Source organism: Mycobacterium colombiense, assembly GCF_001953985.1.
GTDB lineage: Bacteria > Actinomycetota > Actinomycetes > Mycobacteriales > Mycobacteriaceae > Mycobacterium > Mycobacterium colombiense_B.
On sequence record NZ_MBEI01000062.1, the window covers coordinates 44,737 to 66,621 of the forward strand.

The following is a 21,885-nucleotide window of genomic DNA, read 5'->3' on the forward strand; positions in this document are numbered from 1 at the left end:
CCGCGCAACGTCGGCCCTGTGGCAGGAGTAAAGTATCCGGTTGTTTAGCGACAGTGTTGCAACAACTTTCACAGTCGACACCATGTTGTGACTGTGTCGTTATACCGAGACCTTTCGACGCCGCGGTTCAGGTCCGGCCAGAGACGTTGGAAGACAACGGTATTGGCTTCCTTTTGATTGGATAGACTGTGACGCAAGGAGATCGAGCGACCGCGATTCTTCTGTTCGGCCAACGGCGCACCTACCGACCGTTGCGGGGCATGCAAATCCACCGGGTCGTCGGTGAAACCGACATCGATGCCGCGATCGGCCCATACCGGCGGCTGGTGGTGCTGGGCGACGACGCCGAGCTGGCCGCGGTGCTGACCCGGCTGCTGCGCGCCGAGCGGCTCGACGTCGAGGTGGCCTACGTGCCACGCCGCCGCACCCGGGCCACCCGGATCTACTGCCTGCCGGCCGGATTCCGGGCGGCGCGGCAAGCCCGGCGCGGTGGCGCGCGCCGGGTGACGCTGATCCGCGACGAGACCGGGTCGGTGGTCGTGGGGCGGGCCGGCTGGGCGCCGGCTGATGGCGCGCGGTCAATCCACGGCGAGGCGGTGGTCGACGACACCACGTTGTTCGACGGCGACGTCGAACGCGTGTGGATCGAACCGATACCGGCCGCGCCCGGCCTGCGGGCGGCGGTCGCGGGCCGCGGTCTCGGCCGCCTGTGGCCCCGCTGGGTCACCGGGCGCGCCGCCCAGCTCGGCAGCACGGGCGTCACCGTGGTGCGTGACGGCGTCGCCGTGCCCCGTGCCGCGCGCCGCTCGGCGTTCTACCGCAACATCGAGGGCTGGCTGCTGGTCGGCTAGTTTCGATCGGTGAGCTTCCCCTCCTCCCAGCACGAATCGGTACGGCCCAGCCCGATCTTCCTGGGCCTCATCGCGCTGACGGGTGTCGGCGCCGCGCTGGCCTGGTCGGCCGGGATCAGCACCCGGCCGCTGGCTTATGCCGGAGTTTTCGTCTTCGTGATCGCCGGCTGGCTGGTGTCGCTGTGTCTGCACGAATTCGGGCATGCGCTGACCGCCTGGAGGTTCGGCGATCACGATGACGCCGTGCGCGGGTACCTGACGCTCGACCCACGCCGCTACGCCCATCCCGCGCTGTCGCTGGTGCTGCCGATGGTGGTCATCCTGCTGGGCGGGATCGGCCTGCCGGGCGCGGCGGTCTACGTGCGCACCTGGTTCATGACGCCCGCCCGGCGCACCATGGTCAGCCTGGCCGGCCCGGCGGCCAACCTGGTGCTGGCGGTGCTGCTGCTGGCGGTGACGCGGTTGTTCTTCGACCCGGCGCACGTGGTGCTGTGGTCGGGGGTGGCGTTCCTCGCGTTCCTTCAGCTCACCGCCGTGTTGCTGAATCTGCTGCCCATCCCTGGCCTGGACGGATACGACGCCCTGGAACCGCATCTGAGCCCCGAGACGCAGCGCGCGCTGGCGCCGGCCAAGCAGTGGGGCTTCGTCATCCTGCTGTTCCTGCTCCTGGCACCCGTGCTCAACCAATGGTTCTTCGGCGTCGTGTTGTCTTTGTTCGACGTGTCCGGCGTGCCGGACGTCCTGGTGGGTTGGGGCAACGCGCTGACCCGTTTCTGGAGCCGCTGGTTCTGACCCTTGCCATATATGCGTTGTTGCGCATATATTTCGCGCCATGGGCGCAGGCCACAACCACACCCCCGCCGAGACGGACGACGCTCGGCTGATCCCGCGGATGATCATGGCCGCCGCGATTCTGGCGGCGTTCTTCGTGGTGGAACTGGTCACCTCGTTGCTGATCAACTCGATCGCCCTGTTGGCCGACGCCGGCCACATGCTGACCGACGTGGTCGCGGTCTTCATGGGGCTCGCCGCCGTCACGCTGGCCCGCCACGGCAGCGCGTCTCCCGCCCGTACCTACGGCTGGCATCGCGCCGAGGTGTTCACCGCCGTCGCCAACGCCGGGCTGCTGATCGGCGTGGCGGCGTTCATCCTCTACGAGGCCGTCCGGCGCCTCAGCGAAGCTCCCGCCGTCCCTGGCGTGCCGATGATCGTGGTCGCGCTGGCCGGGCTGGCCGCCAACTTCGTCGTCGCGCTGCTGTTGCGTTCCCATTCGTCGGGCAGCCTGGCGGTCAAGGGCGCCTACATGGAGGTCGTCGCCGACACCGTGGGCAGCCTGGGCGTGCTGATCGCCGGTGTGGTCACCGTGACGACGCACTGGCCCTACGCCGATGTGGTGGTGGCGGTGCTGGTCGCGCTCTGGGTGTTGCCCCGGGCCGTCGCACTGGCCCGCGACGCACTGCGGATCCTGTCCGAATCGTCGCCGACCCACATCGACGTCGAGGAACTGCGCGCCGCGCTCGGCGCCGTCGACGGGGTGATCGACGTGCACGACCTGCACGTGTGGACGCTGTCGCCCGGCAAGGACATGTGCACGGCGCACCTGATCAGCGCCGGCGACTCCGCGCGGGTGCTGCGCGACGCGCGCGCGGTGCTTTCGGCTCGTGGGCTGGGGCACGCCACCGTTCAGATCGACTGCCCCGACGACACCGATTGCTCGGAAAGCTTCTAGCGCGTCAAAGCCCGAGCGCCGGGCGCGCCTCGGGGTCGCAATCGTCGAGCAGGTCCAGGCAGCGCGCGTACTCGTCGGTTTCGCCGATCGTGTCCGCGGCGCGCGCCAGGGCCGCCACACACCGCAGGAAGCCGCGGTTGGGTTCGTGCGAATACGGCACCGGGCCGAAGCCCTTCCAGCCGTTGCGGCGCAGCTGGTCCAGGCCGCGGTGATAGCCGGTGCGGGCGTAGGCGTATGCGGTGATGGCCTGGTCGTCGGCCAGGGCCTGCTCGGCCAGCGCCGCCCAGGCCACCGATGCCGTCGGGTGCGCGGCCGCGACGATGCCGGGCTTCTCACCGGCCAGCAGTTCCGCCTCGGCATCGGCATCGCCGGGCAGCAGGATCGGGTCGGGCCCTAGAAGATCTCCCATCGGCGTCATGGCTCTATTCTGCAGCTCGCTCCTTTTGCCCGCGTGACGCACCTCGTCCATCGCCCCGAGCCGGGTACTCGGTCGCTAAGCTCTGCACTACCCCATGAAGCGGGAGGACAGTAGTACTCATGCCCAGCCCATCCGAACCCGACCGCGGCGGCACGCCGAAACGGCCCGGGTTCGACCCACGTGAGTCTCGCCACGAACCGAGGGACGAGTGGGGAGCCGAGTCCGGCCCCGACAGCGGAGACGACGCCACCGAGAGCGTCCCGATGGTCCCCAGCGACTCCGAGACCGAGACCGTGGTGATCAATAGACCCGACCCGCACAGCGGCCCGCAGGAAGTGCCGGACGGGCCGCAGCGCGAACGTCGCTTCACCGCGCCCGGCTTCGACGCCAAAGAAACCGCGATCATCTCCACCACACCGGAGCCCGCCACCGAGGTCTTCGCGACGCCGCCGGGACAGGACGGCACCGCACAGTTCGGGATCCCACCGAAACCGGCTGTCCCGCAATCGATTCCACCCCGGCTCGGCGGAAAGTTGCGCACTTCCCGCCAGATCAACTGGGGCTGGGTGCTGGCGTTGGTGGTGATCGTGCTGGCGCTGGCGGCGATCGCGATTCTGGGCACGGTGCTGCTGACCCGGGGTAAACACACCAACGTGTCGCAGGAAGACCAGGTTCGGCACACCATCCAGAACTTCGACGTCGCGATCCAGCGCGGCGACCTGACCACGCTGCGCACCATCACCTGCGGCACCACCCGCGACGGCTACGCCGATTACGACGAGCACGCATGGGACGAGACCTACCGGCGGGTGTCGGCGGCCAAGCAGTACCCGGTGATCGCCAGCATCGATCAGGTGGTGGTCAACGGCCAGCACGCCGAGGCGAACGTCACCACGTTCATGGCCTACGACCCGCAGACGCGCTCCACCCGCAGCATGGATTTGCAGTATCGCGACGACCAGTGGAAGGTCTGCCAGTCCGCCAGCGGCTAGGCGGGCCAGGTCGCTCCGCCCAGCGTGAAACCAGCTTCACGCTCGAGCGATTGATCAGCTCAGTGACCGTCCGGCACAGTGCAGGTCGGAGCAGGCCTGGACCACCCGCTCGGACATCGACGCCTCGGCCTTCTTGAGGTAGCTGCGCGGGTCGTAGGCCTTCTTGACGCCGACCTCGCCGTCGACCTTGAGCACACCGTCGTAGTTGGCGAACATGTGACCGGCGACCGGGCGGGTGAACGCGTACTGGGTGTCGGTGTCCACGTTCATCTTCACCACGCCGTAGCGCAGCGACTCCTCGATCTCCGACGTCAGCGAACCGGAACCGCCGTGGAAGACGAAGTCGAACGGCTTGGCCCCCTCGGGCAGCCCCAGCTTGGCCGCCGCCACCCGTTGGCCCTGGGCCAGGATGTCGGGCCGCAGCTTGACGTTGCCGGGCTTGTAGACGCCGTGGACGTTGCCGAACGTGGCGGCGAGCAGGTACCGGCCGTGCTCGCCGTGGCCCAGCGCGTCGATGGTCTTCTCGAAGTCGTCCGGCGTGGTGTAGAGCTTGTCGTTGATCTCGTGCGCGACGCCGTCCTCCTCGCCGCCCACCACGCCGATCTCGATCTCCAGGATGATCTTGGCGGCCGCCGCCTCCTTGAGGAGTTCCTGGGCGATCGTCAGGTTCTCGTCGATTGGCACCGCCGAGCCGTCCCACATGTGCGACCCGAACAGTGGATCTTCACCCGCGGCCACCCGCTCGGCCGAAATCGCCAGCAGCGGGCGGACATAGGCGTCCAGCTTGTCCTTGGGACAGTGGTCGGTGTGTAGTGCAACGTTGACCGGGTACCTGTCGGCGATGGAACGTGTGAACTCGGCCAGTGCCACCGCACCGGTCACCATGTCCTTGACGCCCAGCCCGGACGCGAATTCGGCACCACCGGTGGAGAATTGGATGATCCCGTCGCTGCCCGCATCGGCGAAGCCTTTGATGGCCGCGTTCACCGTCTCCGACGAGGTGCAGTTGATCGCCGGGAAGGCATACGAGTCGGCCTTGGCGCGTCGCAGCATCTCGGCGTAGACCTCGGGCGTGGCGATGGGCATCAGAACTCCTCTGCAGAGGCGGGTGCACCCAGTATCGTCCAGGATGGTCGGGCGCTCATCCCGAAGCCGGTATGTTGAGGAATCATGAGCACCGCCGTGACGGCCCTGCCCCACATCTTCGACCCGATGTATTGGTTGGGCGCCGACGGCGTCTTCGGGTCAGCGGTGCTGCCCGGCATCCTGGTCATCGTCTTCATCGAAACCGGGCTGCTGTTTCCGCTACTGCCCGGCGAGTCGCTGTTGTTCACCGGCGGCCTGCTGGCCGCGCACCCGAACCCACCGGCCAGCATCTGGGTGCTGGCCCCCGCCGTCGCGACCGTGGCGGTTCTGGGCGATCAGACCGGGTATTGGATCGGCCGGCGGATCGGCCCGGCGCTGTTCAAGAAGGAAGACTCCCGGTTCTTCAAGAAGCACTACGTGACCGAGTCACACGCCTTCTTCGAGAAGTACGGGCCCTGGGCGATCATCCTGGCCCGGTTCGCGCCGTTCGTGCGGACGTTCGTCCCGCCGGTCGCCGGGGTCTCCTACATGCGCTACCCGGTGTTCCTGGGCTTCGACATCGTCGGCGGCATCCTCTGGGGCGGCGGTGTGACGCTGGCGGGCTACTTCATGGGCAACGTGCCGTTCGTGCACCACAACCTGCAGAAGATCCTGCTGGCCATCCTGATCGTCTCGCTGATGCCGGCGTTCATCGCCGCCTGGCGCAGCCACCGGGGACGCAAGCAGGCGCCGAGCACGGACGACCTGGAATCCGAGCGGCTGCCGGCGGCCGAGTAGCCGGCCGCGCGCTCAGACCGCGACTTTGAAGTCGCAGCCCGTCTTGGCGCGAACTTCCTCGACCGTGACGCCGGGCTGCAGCTCGGTGAGCACCAGCCCCTGTCCCGGCTCGACGTCGAAAACGCACAGGTTGGTGATGATCATGTCGACGACGTTCTTGCCGGTCAGCGGCAGCGAGCACTGACGGAGAACCTTGGGGCTGCCGTCTTTCGCGGTGTGATCCATCAGCACGATCACGCGCTTGACGCCGGATACCAAATCCATTGCGCCGCCTGGCCCTTTGACCATCTTGCCCGGCACCATCCAGTTGGCCAGGTCGCCGTTCTCCGCGACCTCCAGGGCCCCCAGGATGGACAGGTCGATGTGGCCGCCGCGGATCATCGCGAAGGAATCGGCGCTGCTGAAGAAGCTGGACCCGGGCAGGCTGGTGATGGTCTGCTTGCCCGCGTTGATGAGATCGGGGTCGACGGTGTCCTCGCTCGGGTAGGCCCCGATGCCGAGCAGGCCGTTCTCCGACTGCAGCGTGACCTTGATGCCGTCGGGAATGAAGTTGGCCACCAAGGTCGGAATGCCGATGCCCAGGTTCACATAGAAGCCGTCGCGCAATTCCTGGGCGGCGCGCTGGGCCATCCGCTCGCGGATGGGGCTGTCGTTCTTCAGCGCGGCGCCGCCGCTGGTGGTGCGGAACTCGATGCGCTTCTCGTAGCCGGTGCCCTCGATGATGCGGTCGACGTAGATACCCGGGGTGTGGATCAGGTCGGGGTCCAGCTCGCCGACCTCGACCAGCTCCTCCACCTCGGCGACGGTGATCGCGCCGCAGGTGGCGATCATCGGGTTGAAGTTGCGTGCCGTCTTGCGGTAGATGAGGTTGCCGGCGGTGTCGCCCTTCCACGCCTTGACGATCGCCACGTCGGCCCGAATGCCTTCTTCCAGAACGTATTCGGTGCCGTCGAAGACCCTGGTGTCCTTGCCCTCGGCGAGGTTGGTGCCGAAGGCCGTGCGGGTGTAGAAGCCTGGGATGCCGGCGCCGCCGGCGCGCAGCTTCTCGGCGAGCGTGCCCTGCGGCGTCAGCACCAGGTCCAGCTCGCCGGCCAGCACTTGGCGCTCGAACTCCTTGTTCTCGCCGACGTAGGAGGCGATCACCTTGTTCACCTGCCGGCCCTTGAGCAGCAGTCCCATGCCAAAATCGTCTACGCCGGCGTTGTTTCCGACGATGGTCAGGTCCTTGATGCCGCTGTCGACCAGAGCCTGGATCAGCTTCTCGGGAATGCCGCACAGACCGAAACCGCCCGCGGCGATGGTGATGCCGTCCTTCAGCAGGCCGTGCAGGGCCGACTCTGCGTCGTGGTGGACCTTGTTGCTCACAGGGTGCTCCTGTTCTTCGACTCGGCGGAGACGTTACAGGCGGCCTCCATGAGCATCCACCCCGACAGCTGCACCGACAGGTCCCGCTCGGCCACCTCGGACGCCATCACCGCGCCCTCGACGAACTCCGCTTCCTTGCCGCCGGCCGTGGGCAGCTGGGCGTCGCGGTCCCAGAACGGGCCGAACACCGGCAGTCCGTCCACGGTTTGCCGGTTGTCCCAGGCCGACTTCGCGCTGGCCAGCACGATCTGCCGGGCGGTGTCGCGGGCGAGGACGTCGTCGGCCGACTCCCCCGGCAGCGCGGTGGCCACCAGCGCCAGGTATCGGGCGGTCACCCCGGCGAACAGGCCGCCGTCGCCGCCGCCGGCGCCGGCCAGCACGCCCGCCGGCGCCATGTGTTCGTGCACGGCAGCGACCAGCCGGTGCACCCGGGCGGCGTGGCGCTGCCGGATCTCGACGGCGGTGGGGGCGGCCAGCTCGGTCTCCAGCCCGAGCACCACGCCCTGGCAGTAGGTGTACTGCGCGCGCACCAGCGAGCCGGCTTTGATGCCGTCGAACACCAGGTGCGTCTCCGGGTCGATCAGGGTCTGGTCGATCCAATTGCCCATCTGCTCAGCACGTTTCAGATGGTCGCCGTAGCGCGCGAGGAAGATCCCCGCGGGACCGTTGGCCGGGGCGTTGAAGAACTGGTCGGACTTGCGCCACGGGATGCCGCCGCCGTCCTCGGGCGCCCAGGCCTTGAGGAATTGGTCGGCGAGCTTGGGCAGCGCGCGGCTGCGCTCGACGCCCGCGATCCTGGCGGCGCGCTCGAGCGCCAGCGCCAGCCAGGCCATGTCGTCGTAGTAGCTGTTGATCCACGAGAAGTTGTTGCGCAGCCGGTGCGAGCGGACCTGCCGGTTGATCTGGGTGTGCCGGTGCGGCTGCGGATCGCGCGCCTCGGCGTCGACCAGGCAGTCGAGCAGATGCGCCTGCCACCAGTAGTGCCAGGTGCCGAACCAGCGGTCGCGCCGCGTCGCCGGCCAGGCCACCACCCCCAGCTGGGTCGCGGGCAGCCCCCACAGGCGTTTCAGGTGTCGTCGGGTGACAGCGGCTTCGCTGCTGGCCGCGCGGTTGGCCCAGAGCTGATCCATACCTGTCGATCCTGCCCCACGCGGGTCAGCGTGCGTCTGGGGCGTCAGGGACTCACCAGGCGCGGGTCAGGTCGGCGTGCTGCTCGACCCAGGTGTGCATGGCGATCCCGGCGGCCACGCCGGCGTTGATGCTGCGCGTCGAGCCGAACTGCGCGATCGACACCGTCAGCCCCGCGCCCGTGCGGGTGTCATCGGTGATCCCCGGCCCCTCCTGTCCGAACACCAACAGGCACTCGCGCGGCAGCGCGGCCTCCTCCAGGCGCGTCGCGCCCGGCACGTTGTCCACCGCGACCACCGTCAGCCCGGCGTCGGCCGCGAAGGCCAGCAGCTCGGCGGTGCTGTCGTGGTGGCACAACCGCTGATATCGGTCAGTCACCATGGCGCCGCGGCGATTCCACCGCCGCCGCCCCACGATGTGCACGGTGTGCACCGCGAAGGCGTTGGCGGTGCGCACCACCGAACCGATGTTGGCGTCGTGACCGAAGTTCTCGATCGCCACGTGCAGCGGATGGCGGCGCCGGTCGATGTCGGCGATGATCGCTTCCCGGGACCAGTACCGGTAGGCGTCGACGACGTTGCGAGTATCACCCTCGCGCAACAGGACTGGGTCATACCGCGGGTCGTCGGCCGGCTCGCCCGGCCACGGCCCGACGCCGGCGGGCGGTGTCACCGCCCATTCCGTCGGCCCGGGTGGTTCGCTCATCGCTGCGTCCACACGCCGGCGTGCGTGCCGTCGATGGCCAGCGTCGCGTAGAGCAGCGCGTCGTTGATCTCGCCCTGGGTGCACAGCGACGCGTTGACATGCACCGCGTCCAACGAGGCGTCGGGCAGGATCAGCACCGACGATCCGTACGTCGCGCAGGCCGGGTTCAGTCCCGGGGCGGGCAGGGTCGGCGATGCCAGCAGCATCATCGGGCCGCCGCGCTTGGCGGACTCGTCGCGATAGCGCGCCGCGATGGCCGTCGCCTCCAGCCCCAGCAGCATGTAGCCGTTGCCGGTGAACGCCCCCGGGTCGCCCAGCTGCATCTTGGTCACCGGGGTGCCGTCGGCGCGCCACGCCGACAGGCTGGCCGTCTTGACCGCCAAACCGCCGCTGTCGTTGGCGTTCGTGGGCAGCAGCCCGACCGGGAAGGCGACGGGGTAGGCCGACGAGCTGTCCGGGATCCGGTCGCGCGGCGAATAGCCGTAGACACCGCGCACCTGGCTCCGATCCTTCAGCGGCCCAAGGCAAACCGTGCCGGTGAGGCGGTCGCGCGGCGCCGAGAGCGGCGCTGGGATGTCTCGCACGCTGGTCTTCGCGGTGTCGCAGCTGCCCAGGCCGGCGACCTCCATGGGGTGGGCCAGCGCGCCGTACAGCCCGAACCGGATGTCCTCGGGTTTGGCGTGCGGGTCCTTGGCCGAGGTGGGGCTCGCGTCGACGTCGACCAGCACGTAGTCACCGTCCCAGCGCAGATTCGACACCGACATGTTCCAGCCGAGCAGCGCGAGTGATTCCCCGAGCCGCGCGCCCTGGGCGCCGTAGGGGCGCGCGGGCTGGCTGGAGGACGAGCAGCCCGCCAGACACAGCGCCAAGCAGGCCGCTATCGCAAGGAATGTGCGCACGGTGAAGGCGGCCTAGCTCAGCCCCAGATCGGCGAGGCCGAGCACGCTTCGGTACGGCAACCCCTGGGCCTCGATGGCCTCGGCGGCTCCGGTGGCGCGGTCCACCACGGTGGCCACCCCGACCACTTCGCCGCCGGCCTCCTGGACGGCGCGCACCGCGGTGAGCGCCGAGTTGCCCGTGGTACTAGTGTCCTCGACGACCAGGACCCGCTTGCCGGAAACCTCGGAGCCTTCGATAAGGCGTTGCAGCCCATGGGTTTTCGCCGATTTGCGGACGACGAAGGCGTCGATCGGGCGGCCCGATGCGTGCATGACGGCGGTGGCCACCTGGTCGGCGCCCAGGGTCAGCCCGCCGACCACGTCGTAGTCCCAGTCGCTGGTCAGTTCGCGCATCAGCGCGCCGATCAACGCCGAGGCGCGGTGGTGCAGCGTGGCCCGGCGCAGGTCGACGTAGTAGTCGGCCTCTTTGCCGGAGGACAGCGTGACCCGTCCGTGCACCACCGACAGGCGCGAGACGAGGTCCGCCAACTCCTTGAGGTCAGGTCCGGCCACGGCCACTCCCGATTCGTTTGGTGACCGCCCGCATCAGGGTCCGCGGCACCAGGCGCTCGGCGGCGATGATCGCCTTGTACTGCAGGCCCGGAATGCTGATCACCTTGCCGCGGGCGACATCGGCCAGGCTCTGGTTGACCACGTCGTCGACCTCGAGCCACATGAACGACGGTGACTTGGCCATGTCGATGCCGGCGCGGTCGTGGAATTCGGTGTGCACGTAGCCCGGGCACACGGCGTGCACGGAGACGCCGGTGCCCTGCAGGCCGACGGACAGGCCCTCGCTGAACGAGATCACCCACGCCTTCGACGCCGAGTACGTCGACCCGCGGCCGGGCACCAGCCCGGCGACGCTGGCGATGTTGATGACCGTGCCGGCGCCGGCTGCCAGCATGGCCGGCAGGGCCGCGCGGGTCAGGTGCATGACCGCGGTGACGTTGACGTCGAGCTGGGACTGCAGCAGCGCGGGGTCGGCCGACCAGAAGTCGCCGGAGGTGGCGAAGCCGGCGTTGTTCACCAGGACGCGCACTCCCCCGCCGGCGAGCCGGTCACAGACCCGTTGCCGCCCCGCGGCATCGGCGAGGTCGGCGGGCAGGATCTCGACGCTGCCGGAGTGTTCCTGTAGTTCGTCCGACAGCCTGGTCAACCGGTCGACGTCGCGGGCGACCAGGACCACGTCGTAGCCGTCGGCGGCGTAGCGTCGCGCGAACCCGGCGCCGATTCCGGACGTAGGCCCGGTGATCAGGGCTACGGGGCGGGGCATGAGCGACATCCTAATGACGGCGGCACCACCGGGCCCTGAGGTACCCGGGGCCCGCCGTCAGCGCTGATAGTTGCTGGCCTGGTGACCGTTGCGCCCGGAGGGGGGTGGGCGGCGGATGGTTTCCGAACGCCCATCGGGTCGAGGCTGGTCGCGGCGCATCGGCTCGGCGGCGCGACGACCGGGCTGAAGGTCGGGGCCGAGCAGTCCCGCCACGTCCTGCTGCGCGCGCCGGGCGGGCAGCTCGGCGCGGCCCGCGGGCGCCCGCGGCCGGCTGGGTGAGGCGTTGCGCAGACCCGACGGCGCCCCGGTCTCCTGCGTTGTTTCTTCGGGCAGCGGCGGCAGCACCCGCAACAGGTCGTTGAACTGGCGCACGGTGCGCAGACCCTCGTCCCACTCGGTGCGGGTGCTGGTGATCGGCAGGGCGACCAACGTCCAGTTCTGCTCGTTCCACATGATCTCGGCGGTGTCCGGTGCGGTGTGCGCGAACGTGACCATCCGGCGGTCGCAGGCGCGGCGGGCGGCGTCCAGATTTGTGGAGTAGACCATCCGCGGCCCGATGGCACCCAACAGCCAAATGTCGCTCTCCCGTGGCTCTTTCAGTCCCTTGAGCCGAAGGTCGACGACGACGTTGGTGCCCACCTTGCGGTGCAGCGCGATGACGGTGGCGACCTCTTCCAGGTCGAAGATGTAGACGGCCTCGCCGCGGATCTGACCCAGCACCACGTTCTGTGCGGCGACGTCGCCCACGGTCGACATCACCCCGCGCTTCCAGCGCTTGAGGATGTCGGCTGATTCAGTCTCGTAGTCGAACCCGTGCGACCGCGCCCACGACTTGCGGCGCCTGCTGCGCCCGCGTCGCCGATCGATGTCGACGTACAGCAGCACCCCCGCGCCGACAAAGCACAGCGCGGAGAGCGTGAACCAGAGGGGGACCATCCAAAACAGGGTATCTGCTATTGGCCCGGAACACAGAAGGCGACCAGGTCACAACCCAATCACAGCTGGCAAAAGCTGCGTGTCGCCGGACCGCCGATGGTCCCCCTCCAGCGGTCAGCCCAGGATCAGCGAGTCGCCGTCCGGGCTGACGTTCACCGGAACCGTGTCGCCGTCGTGCACGTCGCCCGCCAGCAACAGCTTGGCCAGCTGGTCACCGATGGCCTGCTGCACCAGGCGGCGCAACGGCCGCGCGCCGTAGACCGGGTCGAACCCGCGGTGCGCCAGCCACTGCTTGGCCGGCAGCGACACCTCCAGCGTCAGGCGGCGCTGGGCCAGCCGCTTCTGCAGCTGAGCCAGTTGGATGTCGACGATCTGCACCAGCTCACCGGGCTCCAGGCCGTGGAAGATGATCACGTCGTCGAGCCGGTTGATGAACTCCGGCTTGAACGCCGAGCGCACCGCGGCCATCACCTGCTCCTCGCTGCCACCCGAGCCCAGGTTGGACGTCAGGATCAGGATGGTGTTGCGGAAGTCGACGGTGCGGCCCTGCCCGTCGGTCAGCCGGCCCTCGTCGAGCACCTGCAGCAGCACGTCGAACACGTCCGGGTGCGCCTTTTCGATCTCGTCGAACAGGATCACCGTGTACGGCCGCCGCCGCACCGCCTCGGTCAGCTGACCGCCCTGGTCGTAGCCGATGTATCCGGGCGGGGCGCCGACCAGCCGGGCCACCGAGTGCTTCTCGCCGTATTCACTCATGTCGATGCGGACCATCGCGCGTTCGTCGTCGAACAGGAATTCCGCCAGCGCCTTGGCCAGCTCGGTCTTCCCGACGCCGGTCGGCCCGAGGAACATGAACGATCCGGTGGGCCGGTTGGGGTCGGCGACGCCGGCGCGCGAACGCCGGACGGCGTCGGAGACCGCCGTCACCGCCTTCTTCTGGCCGATGACGCGCTGGCCCAGCTCGTCTTCCATGCGCAGCAGCTTCGCCGTCTCGCCCTCGAGCATCCGCCCGGCCGGGATTCCGGTCCACGCCGAGACCACCTCGGCGATGTCGTCGGGACCGACCTCCTCCTTGAGCATCACGTTCTCGCGGGCCTCGGCCTGCGGCAGCGCGGCGTCGAGCTTCTTCTCCACCTCGGGGATGCGCCCGTAGCGCAGCTCGGCGGCCTTGGCCAGGTCGCCGTCACGCTCGGCGCGCTCGGACTCGCCGCGCAGCGTGTCCAGCTGCTCCTTGAGTTCGCGCACGACGTCGATGGCGTTCTTCTCGTTCTGCCAGCGGGTGGTGAGCTCGGACAGCTTCTCCTTCTGGTCGGCCAGCTCCGAGCGCAGCTTCTCCAGCCGCTCCTTGGACGCCTCGTCCTCTTCCTTGGCCAGCGCCATCTCCTCGATCTCGAGGCGGCGCACCAGCCGCTCGACCTCGTCGATCTCGACGGGCCGCGAGTCGATCTCCATCTTGAGCCGGCTGGCGGCCTCGTCGACCAGGTCGATGGCCTTGTCCGGCAGGAAGCGTGCGGTGATGTAGCGGTCGGACAGCGTCGCCGCGGCCACCAGGGCCGAGTCGGTGATGCGCACCCCGTGGTGCACCTCGTAGCGGTCCTTGAGCCCGCGCAGGATGCCGACGGTGTCCTCCACGGACGGCTCGCCCACCAGCACCTGCTGGAAGCGGCGCTCCAGCGCGGCGTCCTTCTCGATGTACTTGCGGTACTCGTCGAGCGTGGTGGCGCCGACCAGCCGCAGCTCGCCGCGGGCCAGCATCGGCTTGATCATGTTGCCGGCGTCCATCGCGCCCTCGCCGGTCGCGCCGGCCCCGACGATGGTGTGCAGCTCGTCGATGAAGGTGATGATCTGCCCGGCGGAGTTCTTGATGTCGTCGAGGACGGCCTTGAGTCGCTCCTCGAACTCGCCGCGGTACTTCGCGCCGGCGACCATCGATCCGAGGTCGAGCCCGATCACGGTCTTGTCGCGCAAGCTGTCCGGGACGTCGCCGGCGACGATGCGCTGGGCCAGGCCCTCCACGATCGCGGTCTTGCCGACGCCGGGCTCGCCGATGAGCACCGGGTTGTTCTTGGTGCGCCGGGACAACACCTGCACGACGCGGCGAATTTCGTTGTCCCGCCCGATGACCGGGTCGAGCTTGCCCTCGCGGGCGCGGGCCGTCAGGTCGGTCGAATACTTCTCCAGCGCTTGATAGGTCGCCTCCGGTTCGGGGCTGGTGACCCGGCCGCTGCCGCGCACCTTGACGAACCCGTCGCGCAGCGCCTGGGGCGAGGCGCCGTGGCCGGTCAATAGCTTGGCGACGTCGGAGTCGCCGGTGGCCAGGCCGACCAGCAGGTGCTCGGTCGAGACGTACTCGTCGTTCATCTCGGTGGCCAGCTGCTGGGCGGTGGTGACGGCGGCCAGCGACTCGCGCGACAGCTGCGGTTGCGAGCTGGCGCCGCTGGCCTGCGGCAGCCGCTCCAGCACCCGCTCGGTTTCGGCGCGAATGGTGGCCGGGTCGACGCCGACGGCCTCCAGCAGCGGCGCGGCGATGCCGTCCGCCTGCGTCAGCAGGGCCATCAGCAGGTGGGCGGGCCGGATCTCGGGGTTGCCGGCGGCCGAGGCCGCCTGCAGCGCCGAAGTCAGCGCCGCTTGGGTCTTGGTGGTCGGGTTGAAAGAGTCCACGACGAGCTCCGTTCGGGTACAAAAAGGTTTGCAAAAATGCTTGTCCGCTTGTTCAACGCCGTCAAGGTTGAGTGTGTTCCGCTCAACTCTATCGAGTTTTGGGCAATATCGCGTACGGGGTACCCCAGTTCCGATGACACAGACGACGCAGCACCCCGATCAGGCCGGCGCCGAGCCCGGCCGGACCCCGCGCCGCGTTCCCCTGACCTTCTTGCTCGCCGCCCTGGCCGCCGGACTGGCGCTCGCCGGGCTGGTCGCGGTCGGGTTGCACACCGATCTCGCCGGCGGCAGCCCCTCGACGACGGTCCCGGACTCCGGCACGCTGCAGGTCAGCGGGACCGGTGTGACGAAGACGATCCCCTGTCACGCCGGCTACCTGTCGGTGAGCGGGCAGAAGAACACCATCACCCTCACCGGGCACTGCACCAGCGTCAGCGTGTCCGGCAGCGGCAACCACGTCGCGGTCGACAGCACCGATGCGGTGAACGCGTCGGGGACGGGCAACACCGTTGTGTATCACTGGGGTTCGCCCAAGGTCGACAACGTCGGGACCGCCAACATCGTCCGGCAGGGCTGAGTCACCGGCTGCCGAGCCTAGAATCGGGGCCCGTGAGCCTGGAGGACGTCGACGCACTGCGGGTGCTGCGCGATGCCTTCGCACCGGGCGAGTCGGGCTCGGTCGGCGATCCCGACGAACTCGTCCACCGCTTCTACACCCACTGGTTCGCCCTCGACGGCTCGGTGCGCCATCTGTTCCCGCCCGAAATGGCGGCCCAACGGCTCGCTTTCGGGCACGCGCTGCACTGGGTGTACGGCGAGCTGGTCGCGCGCCGCGCCCAGGAGCCGGTGGCGTTCCTGGCCCAGCTCGGCCGCGATCACCGCAAATACGGTGTGCTGCCGCCGCATTACGACACCCTGCGAAGCGCGTTGCTGGCGACGCTGCGTGCGCACTTGGGTGCGGCCTGGACCGACGCCGTCGACGAGGCGGCCAGGCAGTCGCTCAACCTGATCACCGGGGTGATGAGCGGCGCCGCGGACGCCGAGGAGGGGCCCGCCTGGTGGGACGGCACCGTCGTCGAGCACATCCGGGTGTCGCGGGATCTGGCGGTGGTCCGGCTGCAGCTCGATCAGCCGATGGGCTACCACCCCGGCCAGTACGTCAACGTCCACGTGCCCCAATGCCCGCACCGCTGGCGGTATTTGAGCCCCGCGATCCCGCCCGACCCCGGCGGCGGGATCGAGTTCCACGTCCGCCTGGTTCCCGGCGGCCTGGTCAGCCCCGCGGTCGTCAACGAAACCCGCACCGGCGACCGGTGGCGGCTGTCCAGCCCGCACGGCGGCCTGCGCGTCGACCGCGAGGGCGGCGACGTGCTGATGGTTGCCGGCAGCACGGGCCTGGCGCCGCTGCGGTCGCTGATCATGGACCTGTCTCGGTTCGCAGTGAACCCGCGGATACATCTCTTCTTCGGCGCCCGCTACCGCTGCGAACTCTACGATCTGCCGACCCTGTGGCAGGTCGCCTCCCACAATCCGTGGCTGTCGGTCTCGCCCGTCTCGGAATACAACAGCGACCCCTCTTGGGCCGCAGACTATCCCGACGTCACCCCACCCCGCGGCCTGCACGTGCACCAGATCGGGCGGCTGCCCGACGTGGTGACCAAGTACGGCGGCTGGGGCGATCGGCAGATCCTGGTCTGCGGCGGGCCGGCGATGGTCAGCGCCACCAAGGCCGCCCTGATCGCCAAAGGGGCTCCGCCCGAACACATTCAGCATGATCCGCTATGGAGGTAGCCATGCACGTCGTCACCCTGCACGATCCGTCGTCGCCGGTGGTCGCGCAGTTTGTTCCCGAGGCGGGGATGATCGGCACGTCGCTGCGCGACGCCGGTGTCGAGCTGCTGGGCCAGCGCCGCGGGCTGGACGCCTACATCTCGGACGGCAAGACGATGGGCATCCCGATTCTGTATCCGTGGGCAAATCGATTGGGCGAGAACACCTATACCGCGCAGGACGTCACCGTGACCCTGACGCCTGGAGAAAACGGCGTGCGTGCCGACCCCAACGGGCTACCCCTCCACGGCGTCCTGGCCGCCTACCCCGCGTGGCGGGTGACCGCCGAGACCGCCAACGGGCTGACCGCCGAACTGGATTTCGCGGCCGATCCCCGATTGCTGGCCAGCTTCCCGTATCCGCACGTGCTGACGGTGACGGCGGAACTGGCCGACCGGACGCTGACGGTCCGGACCACGGTCACCGCGACCCGCGACCGGTCGGTGCCGCTGTGCTTCGGGTTCCATCCCTATCTGCAGCTGCCCGACGCGCCGCGGGCCGACTGGATCATCGAGACACCGCCGTTGCGGCATCTGGGGCTCGACGACAAGGGGCTGCCGACGGGCGAATCCGAGCCGCAGCCTGCGCGCGAAGAGGCGTTGCGCGACAAGGCTTTCGACGATGCCTACGACCAGGTGGCCGAGGGCTCGGTATTCGCGGTGTCCGGCGGCGGGCGCCGCATCGAGGTGCACTTCGAACACGGCTATCCGGCGGCGCAGATCTTCGCGCCGCCGGTCGACAACCCCGCGAAGGCCATCGTGTGCTTCGAGCCCATGACCGCACCGACCGACGCGCTGCGCCGGGGCGGCTACCGCTGCGCGCGGCCGGGCGAGCCGGCGGTTATGCAGTTTTCGATCCGGGTGTGATCACAGTGACCACGTGGGTCACTGCAGTCGCTGTCTGGTGGTCACTAGGTGAATGCGAAAAGCGCTAGCACATGCGCTAGCGCTTTCGCGAACTTTGTATGCCTCCGAAGACAGGAACCCTTGGGACGAAAGAGAATCAGCGTCCCCGGCGCGGCTGCCACACCACCAGCGCAGTGCTCTTGGGCACCACCGCCACATCGCGGCGCTGGCTGGCCCGGGTCTGCGCCAGCTCCTCGGTCAGCTCCTTGACCCGGGACTGCAGCGCCTCGACCTGATTGGTCAGCTCGATGATGCGCTTGATGCCGGCGAGGTTGACCCCCTCGTCCTGCGAGAGGCGTTGCACCTCACGCAGCAGGTCGACGTCGTGCTCCGAATACCGCCGTCCCCCACCGGAAGTCCGGCGCGGGCTGACCAGGCCGAGGCGGTCGTAGGTGCGCAGCGTCTGGGCGTGCATGCCGGCCAGCTCGGCGGCCACCGAGATCAAAAAGGTGCGGGCATCCTCTTTGCGGTTCTTGGCCATCAGCGATTACCCGCCCATCCCGCCCGGGGATCGAAGCCGCTGGAACGCTCGGCGGCCGCGTACGCCTCCAGCGCCTCCTGGGCCGCGCCCTCCAAATTGGGTGGCACGGCGACCTTTACGGTCACCAGCAGGTCACCGTTGCCGCCGCCGCGCTTGGGCACACCCCGCCCGCGCACCCGCAGGATCCGGCCGTCGGCGGTGCCCTTGGGCACCCGGACACCGACCTTGCCGTCCAGCGTGGGCACCGAAATGGTTGAGCCCAAAGCCAACTCGGTGAAGCTGACGGGAACGGTCACCGTGAGGTCGTCGCCGTCGCGTCCGAACACCTTGTCCGGGCGCACATGCACCGTCACGTACAGGTCACCCGAGGGCGCACCGCGCAACCCCGCCTCGCCCTGGCCGGGCAGCCGGATGCGCTGCCCGTCCTCGACGCCCGGCGGGATCCGCACGTTGATGGTGCGGGTGCGGGTGGTGACGCCGGTGCCCTTGCACTCGTCGCAGGGGTGCTCGATGATCGAGCCGCTGCCCCGACAGTCGGTGCACGGCTCGGAGAAGCCGAACGCGCCCTGGTTGCGGTTGATCACGCCGGAACCGTTACAGGTGGGACACACCTTCGGGCTGGTGCCCGGCCGCGCGCCACTGCCATGGCAGTTGGTGCACGGCGCCGGGCTGGTCAGCCGCAGCGGCATCGCCACGCCCTTTGCGGCCTCGACGAAATCCAGCTGGGTTTCGGTCTCGAGGTCGTTGCCGCGGCGCGGCCGGCTGGGCCGGGCGCCCGAACCGCGCCCGAACAAGCCGCCGAACAGGTCACCGATGTTGGTGCCGCCGCTTCGGCCGGCGGCATCGAACAAATCGTTGAGGTTGAACTCAGCGCCGTCACCGCCGACGTTGAAGCCCCCGAACCCACCGCTGTCGAACCGGCGCCCGCCAAAACCACCGCCGGCGAACAGCCTTCGGGTTTCGTCGTATTCCTTGCGCTTGGCCGGATCCGACAAGACGTTGTGCGCCTCGGAGACCGCTTTGAAGCGTTCACCGGCGGCGGGGTTGTCGGGGTTGGCGTCCGGGTGCAGATCGCGCGCCAACTTGCGGTAGGCGCGTTTGATCTCTTCGGGACTGGCGTCAGAGGAGACGCCCAGCTCCTTATAGAAGTCCTTTTCGACCCATTCACGCTGGGCCATGTCGCGTCACCCCCTCACCTTTCTCTCTTCTGTTGTGCTGATTGTGTGGTCTAGTCACCGGATGTGCCGGCGTTATCGTCCGATTCGGCCGGCTCGGGTTCCCCAGCCGCCGCGGCGGACTCACCGGCGGGTGCCGCCGCGTCGCCGTCGTCGTCAACCGTGTCGACGACGCCGACCAGAGCGTGGCGCAGCACCTGGTCACCCAGTTTGTAGCCCTGCCGCATGACAGTGCCGATCACCGGTCGGGAGCCATCGCCTTCGTGCTGAACGGCTTCGTGCAGCACCGGGTCGAAGTCCTCGCCTTCCTCGCCGAACGCCGACAGGCCGAGGCCGGTCAGCGCGCCTTCGAGCTTGTCGGCCACCGATTTCAGCGGTCCGGATTCCAGATCGCCGTGCTTGCGTGCCCGGTCGAGATCGTCGAGCACGCCCAGCAATTGGTTGACGACGGCCGCCTTGGCCCGGTCCGCCGCGGCCTGCTGGTCGCGCAGCGCCCGCTTGCGGTAGTTGGCGAAGTCGGCCTGCACCCGTTGCAGATCGGCGGTGAGCTCGGCGACTTTGCCCTCGGGTTGGGCCGCCGTCTCGCCGGTCGGCGCCCCTCCCGGCGCATCGCCGGGAGGGGGGACCTGCCGTACTTCACCTGTCTCAGGATCGATGCGCCGCTTGTCGGTGACCGTCACCTGTTCCTGTGGGTTGCTTTCCGTCACTTGGACTCCCGGTCATCGTCGACCACCTCCGCGTCCACGACGTCGTCAGCGGAGCCAGACCCGTCGCCGGTCGCGGCGCCACCGGCCTGTTCGCCGGAGGCCTGGGTGGCCTCGTAGATCGCCTGTCCGAGCGCCTGGGACTCCTGGCCCAGCTTCTCCATCGCCGCCTTGATCGCGGTGATGTCGGTGCCGCCCAGGGCCGTCTTGGCCTCGGCGATCGCGGCGTCCACCTTGGACAGCGTGTCCTCGGGGACCTTCGAGCCGCCCTCGGCCTCGCGCTGATCCTTGACGAACTTCTCCGTCTGGTAGACCAGCGATTCGGCCTGGTTGCGGACGTCGGCCTCTTCGCGACGCTGACGGTCCTCCTCGGCGTGCGCCTCGGCGTCCTTGATCATCCGGTCGATCTCCTCCTTGGACAGGCCGGAGCCCTCCTGGATTCTGATCGTGTTCTCCTTGCCGGTGCCCTTGTCCTTGGCCGTGACGTGCACGATGCCGTTGGCGTCGATGTCGAAGGTGACCTCGATCTGCGGGACGCCGCGCGGAGCCGGCGGGATGCCGGTCAGCTCGAAGGAGCCGAGCAGCTTGTTGTGCGAAGCGATTTCGCGCTCACCCTGGAAGACCTGGATCTGCACCGACGGCTGATTGTCGTCGGCCGTGGTGAAGGTCTCCGACCGCTTGGTGGGGATGGTGGTGTTGCGCTCGATCAGCTTGGTCATCACACCGCCCTTGGTCTCGATACCGAGGCTCAGCGGCGTAACATCCAGCAGCAGAACGTCTTTCACCTCACCCTTGAGGACACCCGCCTGCAACGCGGCACCAACGGCCACGACCTCGTCGGGGTTGACGCCCTTGTTGGGCTCCTTGCCGCCGGTCATTTCCTTGACCAGCTCCGAAACCGCGGGCATGCGGGTGGAACCACCCACCAAAACCACGTGGTCGATTTCGGAGACCGAGATACCGGCGTCCTTGATCACGGACTGGAAGGGCTTGCGGGTGCGGTCCAGCAGATCCTGTGTGATGCGCTGGAATTCGGCGCGGGTCAGCTGCTCGTCGAGGAACAGCGGGTTCTTGTCCGCGTCGACGGTGATGTAGGGCAGGTTGATCGAGGTGCTCTGCGAACTCGAGAGCTCGATCTTGGCCTTCTCGGCGGCCTCACGCAGCCGCTGCATCGCCATCTTGTCCTTGGTCAGGTCAATTCCGCTGGTGCCCTTGAACTTGTCGACCAGCCACTCGACGACGCGGTCATCCCAGTCGTCGCCACCGAGGTGGTTGTCACCGCTGGTGGCGCGGACCTCGACCACACCCTCGCCGATCTCGAGCAGCGACACGTCGAACGTACCGCCACCGAGGTCGAAGACCAGGATGGTCTGTTCCTTCTCGCCCTTGTCCAGGCCGTAGGCCAGCGCGGCCGCGGTCGGCTCGTTGACGATGCGCAGCACGTTCAGGCCGGCGATCTGGCCGGCTTCCTTGGTCGCCTGACGCTGGGCGTCGTTGAAGTACGCCGGCACGGTGACGACCGCGTCGGTGACGTCCTCACCCAGATACGCCTCGGCGTCGCGCTTCAGCTTCATCAGCACACGGGCGCTGATCTCCTGAGCGGTGTATTTCTTGTCGTCGACCTCGATGGACCAGTCGCTGCCCATGTGCCGCTTGACCGAACGGATGGTGCGGTCGACGTTGGTGACCGCCTGGTTCTTGGCGGGCTGGCCGACGAGCACCTCCCCGTTGCGCGCGAACGCGACGATGGACGGCGTGGTCCGCGAACCCTCGGAGTTGGCGACGACGACCGGGTCACCGCCCTCGAGGACTGCGACGACGGAGTTGGTGGTCCCGAGGTCGATACCGACCGCACGAGCCATAGTGATTCCTCCTGAATGTGTAGAGCTTGTTTGGTGCCACTATGCTGAGTGAACCAGGCTCAAGCC

22 protein-coding genes are annotated in these 21,885 nt (G+C 68.7%); 8 read left to right on the forward strand and 14 right to left on the reverse strand.

Annotated features, from left to right (window positions below):
* The first annotated feature begins 260 nt into the window (after positions 1-260).
* From A5732_RS20430 to A5732_RS20440, 3 genes are read left to right on the forward strand one after another with little or no spacing between them, the layout of a single operon-like run.
* Positions 261-851, forward strand: coding sequence for a peptidase M50 (locus A5732_RS20430; protein ID WP_253189092.1), 591 nt, complete (start codon positions 261-263; stop codon positions 849-851).
* A gap of 9 nt (positions 852-860) precedes the next feature.
* Complete coding sequence (locus A5732_RS20435; RefSeq protein WP_076051413.1) at positions 861-1,643, forward strand: site-2 protease family protein; 783 nt, start codon at positions 861-863, stop codon at positions 1,641-1,643.
* A gap of 40 nt (positions 1,644-1,683) precedes the next feature.
* Entirely contained in the window at positions 1,684-2,580 is an 897-nt protein-coding gene (locus A5732_RS20440; protein WP_076051414.1) for a cation diffusion facilitator family transporter, read from the forward strand.
* Between the two features lie 4 nt (positions 2,581-2,584).
* Here A5732_RS20440 and A5732_RS20445 read toward each other — a convergent pair whose 3' ends face one another.
* The gene (locus tag A5732_RS20445; RefSeq protein WP_076051449.1) at positions 2,585-2,998 is read right to left on the reverse strand and encodes a DUF3151 domain-containing protein; all 414 of its coding nucleotides are present in this window, start codon (positions 2,996-2,998) and stop codon (positions 2,585-2,587) included.
* A gap of 119 nt (positions 2,999-3,117) precedes the next feature.
* Here A5732_RS20445 and A5732_RS20450 point away from each other — a divergent pair, with 119 nt between their 5' ends.
* Positions 3,118-3,990, forward strand: coding sequence for an Rv0361 family membrane protein (locus A5732_RS20450; RefSeq protein ID WP_076051415.1), 873 nt, complete (start codon positions 3,118-3,120; stop codon positions 3,988-3,990).
* 54 nt (positions 3,991-4,044) lie between these two features.
* On the opposite strand, the gene fbaA is transcribed toward A5732_RS20450, so the two are convergent.
* Positions 4,045-5,076 (reverse strand): class II fructose-bisphosphate aldolase, encoded by a 1,032-nt coding sequence (gene fbaA, locus A5732_RS20455; protein ID WP_076103138.1) that lies wholly within the window; start codon positions 5,074-5,076, stop codon positions 4,045-4,047.
* 84 nt (positions 5,077-5,160) lie between these two features.
* Between fbaA and A5732_RS20460 the strand changes: the two genes are divergently transcribed.
* Positions 5,161-5,853 carry a DedA family protein gene (locus tag A5732_RS20460; protein WP_076103139.1) on the forward strand — a complete coding sequence of 231 codons (693 nt, stop codon included), beginning with the start codon at positions 5,161-5,163 and terminating at the stop codon, positions 5,851-5,853.
* Positions 5,854-5,865: 12 nt separating this feature from the next.
* Here the strand turns inward: A5732_RS20460 and A5732_RS27760 are convergent, their stop codons facing one another.
* From A5732_RS27760 to clpB, 8 genes are all read right to left on the reverse strand, one after another.
* Positions 5,866-7,218, reverse strand: a complete 1,353-nt coding sequence (locus tag A5732_RS27760; RefSeq protein ID WP_076051418.1) for a 3-oxoacid CoA-transferase — start codon at positions 7,216-7,218, stop codon at positions 5,866-5,868.
* Complete coding sequence (locus A5732_RS20470) at positions 7,215-8,348, reverse strand: glycoside hydrolase family 76 protein (RefSeq protein WP_076103140.1); 1,134 nt, start codon at positions 8,346-8,348, stop codon at positions 7,215-7,217. The genes A5732_RS27760 and A5732_RS20470 overlap by 4 nt, the downstream gene beginning before the upstream one ends.
* Positions 8,349-8,400: 52 nt before the next feature.
* The gene (locus A5732_RS20475; RefSeq protein WP_076103141.1) at positions 8,401-9,051 is read right to left on the reverse strand and encodes a TrmH family RNA methyltransferase; all 651 of its coding nucleotides are present in this window, start codon (positions 9,049-9,051) and stop codon (positions 8,401-8,403) included.
* Positions 9,048-9,950, reverse strand: coding sequence for a hypothetical protein (locus A5732_RS20480; RefSeq protein WP_065125732.1), 903 nt, complete (start codon positions 9,948-9,950; stop codon positions 9,048-9,050). Before A5732_RS20480 ends, A5732_RS20475 begins: the two co-directional genes overlap by 4 nt.
* 12 nt (positions 9,951-9,962) lie before the next feature.
* Positions 9,963-10,502, reverse strand: a complete 540-nt coding sequence (gene pyrE / locus A5732_RS20485; RefSeq protein ID WP_076103160.1) for an orotate phosphoribosyltransferase — start codon at positions 10,500-10,502, stop codon at positions 9,963-9,965.
* On the reverse strand, positions 10,489-11,265 hold the full coding sequence (locus A5732_RS20490; RefSeq protein WP_076103159.1) for an SDR family NAD(P)-dependent oxidoreductase: 777 nt from the start codon (positions 11,263-11,265) through the stop codon (positions 10,489-10,491). Before A5732_RS20490 ends, pyrE begins: the two co-directional genes overlap by 14 nt.
* Positions 11,266-11,322: 57 nt before the next feature.
* Positions 11,323-12,201 (reverse strand): trehalose monomycolate transport factor TtfA, encoded by an 879-nt coding sequence (gene ttfA / locus A5732_RS20495; RefSeq protein WP_076103142.1) that lies wholly within the window; start codon positions 12,199-12,201, stop codon positions 11,323-11,325.
* 114 nt (positions 12,202-12,315) lie between these two features.
* Complete coding sequence (gene clpB, locus A5732_RS20500) at positions 12,316-14,862, reverse strand: ATP-dependent chaperone ClpB (RefSeq protein ID WP_076103143.1); 2,547 nt, start codon at positions 14,860-14,862, stop codon at positions 12,316-12,318.
* 133 nt (positions 14,863-14,995) lie between these two features.
* Here clpB and A5732_RS20505 point away from each other — a divergent pair, with 133 nt between their 5' ends.
* Genes A5732_RS20505 through A5732_RS20515 form a run of 3 tightly spaced genes read left to right on the forward strand, consistent with a single transcriptional unit; the run spans position 14,996 to position 17,558 of the window.
* On the forward strand, positions 14,996-15,439 hold the full coding sequence (locus A5732_RS20505) for a DUF3060 domain-containing protein (protein WP_076051423.1): 444 nt from the start codon (positions 14,996-14,998) through the stop codon (positions 15,437-15,439).
* Between the two features lie 32 nt (positions 15,440-15,471).
* On the forward strand, positions 15,472-16,653 hold the full coding sequence (locus A5732_RS20510) for an FAD-binding oxidoreductase (RefSeq protein WP_076103144.1): 1,182 nt from the start codon (positions 15,472-15,474) through the stop codon (positions 16,651-16,653).
* Positions 16,654-16,655: 2 nt separating this feature from the next.
* Positions 16,656-17,558 carry an aldose 1-epimerase gene (locus A5732_RS20515; RefSeq protein ID WP_076103145.1) on the forward strand — a complete coding sequence of 301 codons (903 nt, stop codon included), beginning with the start codon at positions 16,656-16,658 and terminating at the stop codon, positions 17,556-17,558.
* Positions 17,559-17,694: 136 nt separating this feature from the next.
* On the opposite strand, the gene A5732_RS20520 is transcribed toward A5732_RS20515, so the two are convergent.
* The 4 genes from A5732_RS20520 to dnaK are packed head-to-tail and all read right to left on the reverse strand — an operon-like array spanning position 17,695 to position 21,819.
* Positions 17,695-18,078, reverse strand: coding sequence for a heat shock protein transcriptional repressor HspR (locus tag A5732_RS20520; RefSeq protein ID WP_064954606.1), 384 nt, complete (start codon positions 18,076-18,078; stop codon positions 17,695-17,697).
* Positions 18,078-19,256 carry a molecular chaperone DnaJ gene (gene dnaJ / locus A5732_RS20525; RefSeq protein ID WP_076051426.1) on the reverse strand — a complete coding sequence of 393 codons (1,179 nt, stop codon included), beginning with the start codon at positions 19,254-19,256 and terminating at the stop codon, positions 18,078-18,080. The genes A5732_RS20520 and dnaJ overlap by 1 nt, the downstream gene beginning before the upstream one ends.
* A gap of 50 nt (positions 19,257-19,306) precedes the next feature.
* On the reverse strand, positions 19,307-19,960 hold the full coding sequence (gene grpE, locus A5732_RS20530; protein WP_076103146.1) for a nucleotide exchange factor GrpE: 654 nt from the start codon (positions 19,958-19,960) through the stop codon (positions 19,307-19,309).
* Positions 19,957-21,819, reverse strand: coding sequence for a molecular chaperone DnaK (gene dnaK, locus A5732_RS20535; RefSeq protein WP_076051428.1), 1,863 nt, complete (start codon positions 21,817-21,819; stop codon positions 19,957-19,959). Before dnaK ends, grpE begins: the two co-directional genes overlap by 4 nt.
* Positions 21,820-21,885 lie beyond the last annotated feature (66 nt).

Excerpts from the sequence above, each read along its gene's own strand:
- A5732_RS20490 (WP_076103159.1), bottom strand. The coding sequence starts at position 11,265 with ATGCCCCGCCCCGTAGCCCTGATCACCGGGCCTACGTCCGGAATCGGC.
- A5732_RS20520 (WP_064954606.1), bottom strand. The coding sequence starts at position 18,078 with ATGGCCAAGAACCGCAAAGAGGATGCCCGCACCTTTTTGATCTCGGTG.
- A5732_RS20440 (WP_076051414.1), top strand. The coding sequence starts at position 1,684 with ATGGGCGCAGGCCACAACCACACCCCCGCCGAGACGGACGACGCTCGG.
- A5732_RS20515 (WP_076103145.1), top strand. The coding sequence starts at position 16,656 with ATGCACGTCGTCACCCTGCACGATCCGTCGTCGCCGGTGGTCGCGCAG.
- A5732_RS20470 (WP_076103140.1), bottom strand. The coding sequence starts at position 8,348 with ATGGATCAGCTCTGGGCCAACCGCGCGGCCAGCAGCGAAGCCGCTGTC.
- A5732_RS20460 (WP_076103139.1), top strand. The coding sequence starts at position 5,161 with ATGAGCACCGCCGTGACGGCCCTGCCCCACATCTTCGACCCGATGTAT.
- A5732_RS20430 (WP_253189092.1), top strand. The coding sequence starts at position 261 with ATGCAAATCCACCGGGTCGTCGGTGAAACCGACATCGATGCCGCGATC.
- A5732_RS20475 (WP_076103141.1), bottom strand. The coding sequence starts at position 9,051 with ATGAGCGAACCACCCGGGCCGACGGAATGGGCGGTGACACCGCCCGCC.
- ttfA (WP_076103142.1), bottom strand. The coding sequence starts at position 12,201 with ATGGTCCCCCTCTGGTTCACGCTCTCCGCGCTGTGCTTTGTCGGCGCG.
- dnaJ (WP_076051426.1), bottom strand. The coding sequence starts at position 19,256 with ATGGCCCAGCGTGAATGGGTCGAAAAGGACTTCTATAAGGAGCTGGGC.
- dnaK (WP_076051428.1), bottom strand. The coding sequence starts at position 21,819 with ATGGCTCGTGCGGTCGGTATCGACCTCGGGACCACCAACTCCGTCGTC.
- A5732_RS20450 (WP_076051415.1), top strand. The coding sequence starts at position 3,118 with ATGCCCAGCCCATCCGAACCCGACCGCGGCGGCACGCCGAAACGGCCC.
- A5732_RS20445 (WP_076051449.1), bottom strand. The coding sequence starts at position 2,998 with ATGACGCCGATGGGAGATCTTCTAGGGCCCGACCCGATCCTGCTGCCC.
- A5732_RS20505 (WP_076051423.1), top strand. The coding sequence starts at position 14,996 with ATGACACAGACGACGCAGCACCCCGATCAGGCCGGCGCCGAGCCCGGC.
- fbaA (WP_076103138.1), bottom strand. The coding sequence starts at position 5,076 with ATGCCCATCGCCACGCCCGAGGTCTACGCCGAGATGCTGCGACGCGCC.